The organism is Micromonospora sp. AMSO12t (genome assembly GCF_008806585.1).
Lineage (GTDB): Bacteria > Actinomycetota > Actinomycetes > Mycobacteriales > Micromonosporaceae > Micromonospora > Micromonospora reichwaldensis.
This window is the reverse complement of the sequence record NZ_WAAS01000045.1, coordinates 25,844-36,448: the sequence shown is the minus strand read 5'-3', so window position 1 is coordinate 36,448 and position 10,605 is coordinate 25,844. Positions and strand designations below refer to the sequence as shown.

Here is a 10,605-nt window from a genome sequence, read left to right as displayed (position 1 = left end):
AACCACCGACGCCGCCACTCCGCCCTGGGCTACCTCAGTCCCGCCGACTACGAACAGACCCTCACACCGACTACGCTGCATCAGGTCGCGGCATAACCCGGTGTCCACATCCCGGGGGGGAACCTCACCTCACCGGTGTCCTCATGGTCTGTCAGGTCGGAGATCAGGCCAACGACGACTACGACCGTCCCGCTTCTCCGGGCATCCAGTTCCCTGTTGGCACGCTCGGCGAGGACCTACCCAAGCGGCGCGTGGAGTAGGAGACGATGAGCCTGGCAGGACGGGCTCGGGTGACGTTGCGTGCATCGATCCCGTATGACTCCCACCGGGATCATCAGCTGGTCAATCAGAACGCAGGTAGGCCCGTCGTTCTAGACTGCGGCAGTGAATAGACCGGGCCGCATCCACCTCGATCGTTTTTGGCGGCCGCGGGGATCAGCCGGGCGCGGAGAAGAGACGCGGGCGGCACTAGCGGCGGGGCAAGGCGTTGCCGCAGGGATCAAGACTATGGTCGAAGCTGCTACCGGCCGTTGCACGGTGTTCCTTGCCCCGCCGGGTGCCGGCAAGACTACTGAGCTTAAGCGCCTCGTGGCCGCCTCGGGCCCACGAGCGCGCCGGGTCTCGCTCGGTAGTCCGGGAAGCGAGGATTGGCTGCTCGATGCAATCGGTCAAGCCGTCGGCGCTATAACCGCCCCAGGTGACGCTGCCAGCGATGTCTTGGCGCCGCTGTTGGCGCTGGACAGCGTCGACGAGACGTCGTTGACGGTGTCCGGGTTGATTGAGTTCGTTGAGCAGACGGCCGATGGGCTGCCCGAGGGCTGTCGGTTGATTCTGGCCTGCCGCAGTGCGGGTTGGCTGTCGGCAGTCGAGGACGTTCTACGCGAGAAGGTCGGCGACGTCAACGTGTTCGTGCTCGAGCCGCTGACAAGTGACGACGTCGCGCGCTATGCGCGTTCCGCAGGCCTGCGCGAGGAAGCATTCGTTGACGCACTCTCTGCCGCCGGCGCCATCGAACTGGCGACCAGTCCGCACACGCTGTCGCTGCTCGTCGATGAGTACATGGCGGCGGACGGGACGCTGCCGGCCAGCCAGGTCGACCTGTTCGCACGAAGCTGCCGCCGCCTTGTCACCGAGCCACGCCGGCCCCAGGATCCGGAGGTCGCGACAGATGTGGAACGACTGCTCACAGCAGCCGGGTGGATCGCCACGCTGAGCGTGTTCAGCGGACGCCCGCTGGTCACCCTCTCCGACGTGACGGGGCCCGATCACTTGGCGGCGATCGACTGCGCGCCTGCGGTGGCCGCCAAGGACTTCGCCGATGTCCTGCGTACGGCGCTGTTCGCAACCGCCGACGATGGCCGGCTTGTCTTCGCGCACCAGACCGTAGTCGAGTTTTTGGCGGCCGAGCACTTGGTCGCGACGGGGCTGCCGCTCAAGCGGCTAGGTGTGCTGCTCGACGAGCACGGAGGTCGGCTCGCGCCTCAGGTCCAGGCGGTGGCGGCCTGGCTCGTGGCGATAGCGCCGCAACGGTTCGAGGCGCTGCTCGATGACGACCCGGAGGCATTCGTCCGTAGCGGCGTCGAGCTGCGGGACCCGCGCTACCGCAAGGTCCTGGTCGGTCGGCTGCTCGACCTCGCGCAACGTCACGAGCTGGTCGGGTTCAGCGGACTCGACCTCACTGGTCTCGCCTACGAGGGGATAGAACAGCGGCTGCTCGCGGTGCTGAACGATCCTGCAAGCACCGCGGACGCGTGCTATCTAGCCGTCCGCCTCGCCCGCACGAACGGCCTGGCCAGTATGAACGACGCTCTAGTGGACGTCGCGGCGAGTGACAGCCGGCCGGTGGTTGTCCGGGCGGCGGCGGGACACGGTGCTATGGAACTCGTCGCACCCACCCCTGGGAGCCGGCTGACCGAGCTCGCCGGACCAGGCCGGAGACCTTCCGGCGACGAGGACGAGCTGTTCGGCATTGGTCTGCGCGCCCTGCTGCGGTCCGGTGCCTCGCCGGCGAGCCTGTTAGCGCGGCTGACGCCTACGGAGAACCCGGACCTGTACGGGACCTATCGATCGTTCCTGACCGTGGACTTGCCGAGCGCCTACGGCTCTTCTGATCTACCAATCGAGGAGATCCGTAGCTCGCTGGCGTGGGCCGCCGACCTTGAACGGGACATCCCAGTCCGCGGGCCGCGCAAGTCCGGGCTGGTTGGCGAGATCCCCGTGCTCTGCGATGCAATCTTGGTGGCTGGGTTGCGCCGCTTAGACGATCCGGCGGTGCGCGACTTGACTGCGGAGCTCCTCGCCGTCCGGGCCAGGCAGCACGTCAATCTCCTGCGCCACCGGACCACACGTCTTCCGCAGATCGCGGACCAGCCGCGCCGGGAGCTGCTGCTGACCCTGCAATATCGCAAGGCGTCCGCCGCTCTCGTCTGGAAGCTGCGTCAAATCGGTCTTCTCGAAGCGGACGATTTCGTGCCGCTGCTCGCCCGGGCTGTTGCCGCCGCCACGGATGACGAAGCACGTGAGTGGCAGCCTTGGCTGACGGCCACCTTCAACCCGGACCGCCCGGACCATTCGACGGCGCTGAGGGACATGTCCACCGATACGCCCCTGCTTCGGGAAGCAGCGCGGTTGCTTCTGGAACCGCCCCGCGACGATGCCGAGCCCGATTTTCAGGATGAAGCCGATGCAGAGATACCCTTTTCGGCTGACGAGGATCTGAGATCGCGCTTGGTGTCGAGCCTGGAGCTAGCCCCCGAGCAGGCTTTCCATACCTTTTGCTACTGGGCAAACTTTCGCAGTGGACCAGCCGGACATTGGGAGTCATACGACGTCGACGTCCAGGAAATGCCCGGTTGGAAGCTTCTTGGTGAGCAGGAGCGGCGTGCCGCGACAGACGCTGCGGTGCGATACCTCGAAACAGCGAACTCGAATGGCTATGACTTACTCGGCACCGAGCAGTTCAACACCGGGGCGTTCTCGGCAGCGCGTGCTCTCGTGCTCTTGTCGAACAGGGGAGCGACGTTCACCCTCGACAACTCTCGGTGGCGATTCTGGGCGCCCGCGCTGATCCGAGGCCCGTACACTTCTGCAGACGACCGACGGTTGCTGCCCGTGCTGGGCTGGGCGTACAAGCATGCACGCGCCGAACTCCTGGACTCTGCCGAGCGAGAACTGCGGGGACGGGTAGGGTTCGGCCAGTTCACACTGTGGCGGTTGGCGCCAGTGCTCACTACCGAGGCGGCGCCGTGGCTGGAGCGGCTGGTCGAGGACGAGGCGATCGACCGTAGCGCCGCGTCGGTGGCCTTGGAGCGCCTAGTGGAACTGGATCCATCGCGGGCACTCGAGGTCCTTCAGCGACAGCTGGGCCGGGGCGATACTGGCCGCGTCCGATGGCTCGCCGCGACGACGTTACGGGTCGCGGGTAGTAAGGCCTGGCCTCTGCTGCGTATCCTCCTGACCTCCGATAAATTGATGGCATCTGCGGTGATCGGTGACATCGCGGAAAGTCACACTTTCGACAGCCAGCAGTTGACCGAGCAGCAACTTGCCGAGCTGTGGGAGCTAAGCAACGAGCTCTTTCCACCGTCAGGGGATCCGATGGTGCGCGGAGTGCACGTCGTGAGTCGTCGGGAAAGCGTGACAGAGTTCAGAAATCGCCTGCTTCCCGCACTCGCCGAACGCGGCACCCTGGCGGCCGTGGAGACTCTCCGACAGCTATCCGAACGGAACCCGGACGACACGGGACTTAGGCGATTGATCGCCATCGCGCGGCGCGCGCGGGCCCGGGCAAGCTGGCGGCCGTTACCGCCTGCCCAGGTCATCGGACTACTGACACAGCCCCATCGGCGAGGGGCGATTACTGGGCTTAGTGCTGCGGTACTGGTTGGTGTCGGTGTAGTTATTGGAGCTCTGGCGGCCGGCGTCATCTGGGGCCGTGACGGCTATGAGGCAGGGGGCTGGACAGTAGCTATCGTGATGAGCCTGCTTGGCCTCATCGCTGCGCTGGGCTTGATCCGTCCGTCGTCTAGGTCGGGCACATCGCGGGCTGGAAGCCCTAGTCGGAGGGCGGTGCTGGCCTCGGCGGGTATTGTTGCAGCGGCGGCAGTCGCATCGGTCGGCATCGTGGCACTCGTTCAAAGCAAGGGAGGCGACCCAAAGCGCGACGAGGGGCCACAGCCGGGCGTGAGCAGCGCCGTGCCATCCGGCACTGCCGCAGCCACGCCCTCTGTAAGCCCCGGACTCAATCCGACCGGCGGCAATGAGCCGACTGCCGCTTCAACAGCGACTCTGCTTCCTTCTCCAGCCCCCGACAGGGTGGGGCGCGCTGCGGAAGGGGGCTGACCGGGTCTGGTAGAGGTCCGTTCTGATCGTGGAACACGCGGTTGTGCTCGACGAGGGCGAGCGCGCTTCGGTCGAGGTCGGCGCTGCTGCCCGCTACGAGTTGGACGTAAGCCACCTCGGCGAGGGTGGCGCGGAGTCCTCAGAGTCGGCGCCCCCAGCGGATTGAACCCGGCGCCAGCGACCGTGGGTCTGCTGCACCGATAAGTGATATCTGAGATGGATTGGGGTCGGCCTGACTGGCCGGTGGGTTCATGATGGCTTTGAATCCAACAGGGTCAACTGAGGTTCCCGGCAGCTCGGAGGCTTTCGCTACAAATTTCTGCTTAACGGGAGTGGATAATGTTAGCCAACAGTGCTGTTGCCGGTTGGAGAGGTTTGGTGTTGCCCGAGGACGTGCTCTACCCTGATCCGCCGCCGCACTCATGGCGTAGCCGGATGATCTCGGTGAGCTTCCCCCGCAGTATCAAGGTGGGGGAAGCTCAAGGGATTCCAAGTAACGGCACCAGGTGCGTCTTGCGCAGTAACACTTCCTTGGCCCACGCCACCTGCCCGGACACCTTGGTCAGTGGAATCGGCGCAAGCGCGAGCCAGACTGCAGGGCTCGTGGAAACTAGGACGCTGACGCCCAGGTATAGGTCGACCAGGTTGAGCAGGGCGACGTCCACGCCATGCCGGGCCGCGGCCGCACGCAGTTCGTCCAGCAGGTCTGGGCGTTCCAGCAGGGTGGCCGCATGGGGAGCCTCCACCTGACTGATCAGCACGTCCCCGGCCGATGTGGCGAACCGTTTGCGGTCCCGATCGATGACGATCGCGGTTGGACCGGCGAGCAGAGCGCCGCGTGCCACCATCATCCCGGCGACGATGGCTGTCAGATTGAAGTGCGGCGAAGCGATGCAGCCCAGGGCGGCGTATGCAACCTGGTCGCGCTCGTGTACCGAGGATGCCCGAAAGTCCAGGGTGTTCGACGCAATCCCGCAGGCCAGTGCGGCGGCCACTTCCGGACTGAGCACCCACGGCGCACGCAGGCACCGCTCCGCGACCAGCGTCGCCGCCGCGCCGACCGCCTCGTTCTGGATGCTCGCCTGCGGGAAGGCGTCTACGTCGCCGCTGGGATGGTGGTCGATGATCTCGACGACCCGGTCGAAGGGGAATCCGTCCGGCAATTGGCGGACGTCGTGGGTGTCGACCAGCACCACCTCGACGGCGTTCGCGAGCGAACCGCCGAGCGGGCATGCCATCCCCAACTCCCGTAGGACGAAGATGGTCTCCGGGTTGAAGGTGCCGGACAGGACTGGCACGGTTCCCGGCACAAGGGCACAGTACCCGAGCGCGGAGGCGACGCCGTCGGTGTCGGGATCCGGGTACGACGTGACGGCTCTCATGCGAGACGGGCTTCGTTGACGACCGTCGCGCCGGCCCGGTGGTAGGCGATCTCAAGGCGGGCCCGCTGAACACCGGCGGCGCTGGCACTGACGTACGCGGGCTCCATGGCCAGCAGCGCCCGCAGCGACGACGGGTCGGCGGCGTGCTCACCGCAGATACCCCAGGGCATGCCGGGCACGGCGTCGGCCATCATCCGCAGCAAACCGACAGCGCTGGCCGAGTGGTCGAGATGGGTCATCGGATCGTCGGTGATCAGGCCACCGGCGACGTAGGCCGGCAACAGCGAGCTGGCCACGTCGTCACGGCTCATCGCCAGACAGAACTGGAGCAGGTCATTGCTGCCAACGCTGAGGAAATCAGCCTCCGCGGCGATTTCGCATACTCGGAAGGCCGCCTCCGGTGTCTCGATCATGGCGCCGATCTCGATGCCGGCGTCGTGCGGCAGGTCGATGATCTCCCGCAGCCGGCGTACCTCGGCACCGAAGGCGACGAAGGGCAGCAGCACGGCAAGGCGACTGCGCCGCCCGATCGACAAGCTCACATGGGCGCGACTGATCGCCCGGGCCTGTGCCCGGTAGATGTCCGGATGGAGTATGCCGAGTCGGCCCCCGCGGACACCCATCATGGGGTTCTGCTCCCGGACCCGGACCATCTCGGCGGGATCGGCAAATTCGTGAGCCGGTGGATCCAGCAGCCTGATCGCGAGGCGGCGTCCCCGGGCGGCAGTCATCAGCGCAGCACACTTGCCGACCAGCAGATCCTCCAGTGCGGCGAGGGCCGCCGAGCGCTCGTGCTCCGCGACCGGCCAGAGCGCCTGCCGCAGCAACGGCAGTTCCTGGGCACCGAAGAACATGTGTTCGGTGCGGGCCACGCCGACGCCTCGCGCGCCGAGCCGGAGGCAGGTCTCCACCTCCTCGCCGGTGTCGGCGTTGGCGTAGACCGCCGGGCCGGGCAGTCCCTCGAGCGCGACCGCCGCCTCGTCGAGCGCCGCGAGCAGCGTCACCGCCTCCGGGTCGCGGTGCCGGGGCAGCTCTCCCCGCCAGACCGTGCCGGTGGCGGCGCAGACGGTGACCTGCTCGCCCGGCGCGATGACGTTGCCGTCGCGGGTCACAAGACCGCCGTCACGCAGGTCGAATCCGGCGCCGACAACACACGGCTTGCGCCAACTCCGGGCCAGCACGGCGGCATGGCTGGTGCTACCGCCCATCGCGGTGACCAGTCCGGCAGCTGCCCGGGCCACCTCCATGTCGGCGGCGTTGGTGCTGATCCGGGCGTACACGTACGGCGTGTCAATGGCAGCCGCCGCCTCGGGGTCGATGCAGAGCACACCGGTGGCGTAGTCGGCGACCACGCCGAGTCCGGTAAGGGCAGGTTCGGCGCCCGGTGGCGGGACGGCACGCGGGGCGGCGCGGCGCAGTACCTCGGCGGGCGGGTGGCTGGCCAGCAGACGCGCGGCTGACCCCTGACTCGCGGCGCTCATCGTCGGTTTCCTCTGCGATGCCGGCCGGTCACGCGGTCGTACAGAGCAGGACGTCACTCACCGGATCGACCGGTGTCGCGGCTAGCGGGGTACTGTGCACGTGCCAGCGGAATAGGCCGGCCTGCATCCACGGCAGACGGGCCTCGTAGCGCCCGTCACCGGCGGGACGCATCGGCCTGCTCGCCAGGGGTTCGCACGTCACCGGGTCGCTGACGGTGACCTCGAGCACCAGTTTGTCCGACTGCTCTACCGACTGCGCCGACACGGTCCACGTCCCGCCCGGCAGCACATGGCTGTCGGCGTCGACGGCGATCTCGTCGGCCACCGCCATGGGCGGCCGTCGGCGGGCTGTGAGGATTCCCTGGATCTGGGTCAGCACCTCGCGCTGCTGTTGCAAGGCCGCGTGCCGGCCCGCCACGAAGACCGACGCGGCATCGTCGTGCCACTCCGGTGGTGCCGCCGAACAGCGCGGGACCGTGCCGTCGCCGCGCTCGGCGAAGTCGCCTGGCGCGTGCGCCACGACGGTGCCGTCCGCGGCGACCGAGGTCCACGTCACGGTGGACTGGCGGTGACTCAGGATCGCGTGGTAGCTGGGCCGGTCCGTGCCGTTGCGGACGATCGCGGCCTCGATGTCGGCGTGGAAACGCAGCCCCCGCTCTCGGCAGCGCTCCGGCAGGCCGGGGACGGTGACCTCGGCAAGCGGGCGCAGGGCGTCGGCGGAGTCGCCGACGCACGCGTACGTCGGCAGCAGCTCGGCGACCGACGGCAAGGACCGAACGAGCTCGCCGAGGCGCAACCGGAACGGACCGACGGCGGCTGCGCCGTTGGCCAGCACGGCAAGTGCCTTCGCCGCACCTCGGTACGGGGTACCGAATGTGATCACCCGTCGGGTCAGCTTCCGCGTGTCCAGGCACTCGGCGTAGTACCGGGCGACCAGCCCGCCCATGGAGTGCGCGAGCAGCACCAAGCGGGCGCGAGGGTGGTCGCGGCGACGCCGGTCCAGGATCGGCTCGACCGTGGCTTGGAGAAGCCGGGCGCTGTACTCGTTGGACTGCCGCCAGTCGTAGGGGAACTCGAGCACGGTGTCGCCGGGGAAGCGGCGGCGAAGTGCGGCGAGCAGATCGTCGTACCCGTCAATGGTGAAGAGCCCGGGAACGATGCCGACGGTTCGCAGCGTCCCAGTCGGGCGGGTGCCGTCGTCGAAGCCCTCGGCCGGGTGGTCGAACGCCTCCGGTGGCAGGCTGAGCTCGTCGGTGAGGGTGTCGGCGAGCTTGTGCAGGCTGCCGAGTATTTTGCGGTATCCCCAGGTCTGACGGCCGTTGCGGGCCAGAATGCTGCCGAGCACGCCGGGAAGGACCACAATCAGATCACCGTCGGCCACCTGGGTCACGTCGGCCTCCATCCGGTCAGCGGAGAGTTGTGACAGTATTGCATGCCGTGGCGTCACGCTCTAAAAGCTCGATCTTCTCGCTGGGCGTCGACTACAGCGGAAGTATCCATCCCGACCTGCCCGAATGCCCAACCGATGCGGAGCGAATCGACCAGTTCTTTCAGGGCTGGGGTTTTACCCCAGCGTGTGACCCGGGCGATCTGTCCACAGCAGACGCCGCACTCATCCGAGATGCCATAGAGCGCTGGTCAGACGAGATCCGCGCATCCGGCGGCGTTGGTGCGCTGGTGCTCTACCTCGGCGGCCACGGTCGCATGCACCTCGGACGGCATTACACGCTCGCGGCGAACAGTCCGGCGGCGCCACCCTACGGTGGCAGCAAGGCGATCCGCGCGGACGACCTGGTCGAGCATTTGCTCAACAGCGGGGCGAAACGCGCACTCATTTTGCTCGACGTGTGCCACGCCGGGTTCGCCGCCGCGCAGGTGCAGCAGTCGGTCGCCCAGGCTGCCGCCGCGCAGGCTGGGCCCATCATGGACCTCGCGGTGTTGGTCTCCTGCCTGCACCACGAAAAGTCGTACAGCGGCGCGTTCGTTGACGCCCTGCTGTGCAGCCTCGAGCAGGGCTCGCCGCAAGGGCACTGGAAGGACGGCGACGAGTACGTCACGCTCCAAGAACTCCGCGACGAGCTGCGCGACCGGCTCCAGGACGAGCAGTGCGCCGAGGTGGCTGGCCGCAGCGGCCTGAAGATCGTGCCGAACCCCCGGTATCGAGCTGATGCGGCCGCCCGGTCAGCTGAGGCCGGCGAGCTGCTGCGGCACCTCGCCCCGGCTGACCGCGAGCACTTCCTGCGCAAGGCCGCCAGCACCGATGCGATCGACGTGGGCTGGTTCTTTACCGGGCGCCACCGCCCGTCGGTCCGTGCCGTCGAGTGGATCGGGAAGGCCGATCGGGGTGTGCTCGTGGTGACCGGGGCGCCTGGGGCCGGTAAGTCCGCGTTCCTTGGCCGCCTCGCTGTGCTCGCCGACCGCGACTCGCAGTCCGCCTGCCGCACTCTCGGGATGCTGGACGGTGACCCAGCGACGCGGCCGGAGGTGGGCGCATTCGACGCCGTGACCCACCTCAAGAACCGGCGTGTTGACGACGTTGCCCTGGACATCGCCCAGCAGCTCGGCATCGACGTGGCCGACTCCTCCAGCCCGGCCCGTGACCTGGTGCTTGCCCTCGCCGACTCCGGCCGACGGGTCACCGTGCTCGCCGACGCACTTGATGAGGCGGAGCGCGGCGAGGAGGAGTTCGTGGCCCGTGACGTGCTGCGGGCGATCGGCAACCTCGACGGCTGCACGGTGGTGGTCGGCACCCGCCGGGACCGCGATGGCCGTCACGATGCCACCCCCGACGACCCCGGCCCGCTGGTCAGCGCCCTGCGCCCGCGCGGCGGGTCGTTTCAGATCCTCGATCTCAGCGCCGACCCCGTGGCCGAGGACGACATCGCCCAGTACGTCGCCGACCGTCTCGCCGACCGCTGGCCCGACCTGGAACGCCGGCTCGTGGCCGCGCGGGAGGTCGCCGTGCAGTCGTCGCGGATCTTCCTGTATGCGCGTTTCGCGCTGCGTGTCCTCGAAGGGCTTCCGGAGACCGTCGTGCACCAGCTCGGCTGGCAGGACCGGTTGCCCAGCGACGTCGGTGCCGCTGGGTTGCACGAGGTGTTCGCCGAGGATCTCCAGCGCTTCGACGACCCGGTCGCGATCCGCGAAGTGCTGACGCCGCTCGCGTTCGCCCGCGGCGCCGGGCTCCCTCGCCGGCAGGTGTGGCCGGCCCTCGCCACCGAGCTGTCGTCGACCGGGCGCGCGTACCGGGACACCGACATTGCGCGGGTCATCCGGGAGGCTGGCTGGTATCTGACCGAGGCGACCGAGGATGGCCAGGCCGTCTACCGCCTCTACCACCAGGCGATCGCCGACTATCTGGCCCAGGCGGTGTGCGATGCGGGCTAAGGCTGACGTCGAGG

Annotated in this window: 5 protein-coding genes; 2 read left to right on the top strand and 3 right to left on the bottom strand. The window is 68.1% G+C overall.

Annotated features, from left to right (window positions below):
* Positions 1-507 precede the first annotated feature (507 nt).
* Complete coding sequence (locus F6X68_RS09945) at positions 508-4,341, top strand: NACHT domain-containing NTPase (RefSeq protein WP_151453983.1); 3,834 nt, start codon at positions 508-510, stop codon at positions 4,339-4,341.
* Positions 4,342-4,820: 479 nt separating this feature from the next.
* Here the strand turns inward: F6X68_RS09945 and F6X68_RS09940 are convergent, their stop codons facing one another.
* The 3 genes from F6X68_RS09940 to F6X68_RS09930 all read right to left on the bottom strand — a co-directional run bounded on the left by F6X68_RS09940 (position 4,821) and on the right by F6X68_RS09930 (position 8,606).
* Positions 4,821-5,723: a DHH family phosphoesterase gene (locus F6X68_RS09940; protein ID WP_151453982.1), complete on the bottom strand. Its 903-nt coding sequence runs from the start codon at positions 5,721-5,723 to the stop codon at positions 4,821-4,823.
* Positions 5,720-7,075 carry a putative PEP-binding protein gene (locus F6X68_RS09935; RefSeq protein ID WP_192581350.1) on the bottom strand — a complete coding sequence of 452 codons (1,356 nt, stop codon included), beginning with the start codon at positions 7,073-7,075 and terminating at the stop codon, positions 5,720-5,722. Before F6X68_RS09935 ends, F6X68_RS09940 begins: the two co-directional genes overlap by 4 nt.
* Before the next feature lie 157 nt (positions 7,076-7,232).
* On the bottom strand, positions 7,233-8,606 hold the full coding sequence (locus F6X68_RS09930) for a hypothetical protein (RefSeq protein ID WP_151453980.1): 1,374 nt from the start codon (positions 8,604-8,606) through the stop codon (positions 7,233-7,235).
* 35 nt (positions 8,607-8,641) lie between these two features.
* On the opposite strand from F6X68_RS09930, the gene F6X68_RS09925 reads away from it, so the two are divergent.
* Positions 8,642-10,591, top strand: a complete 1,950-nt coding sequence (locus F6X68_RS09925; RefSeq protein ID WP_192581349.1) for a caspase family protein — start codon at positions 8,642-8,644, stop codon at positions 10,589-10,591.
* The last annotated feature ends 14 nt before the right edge of the window (positions 10,592-10,605 follow it).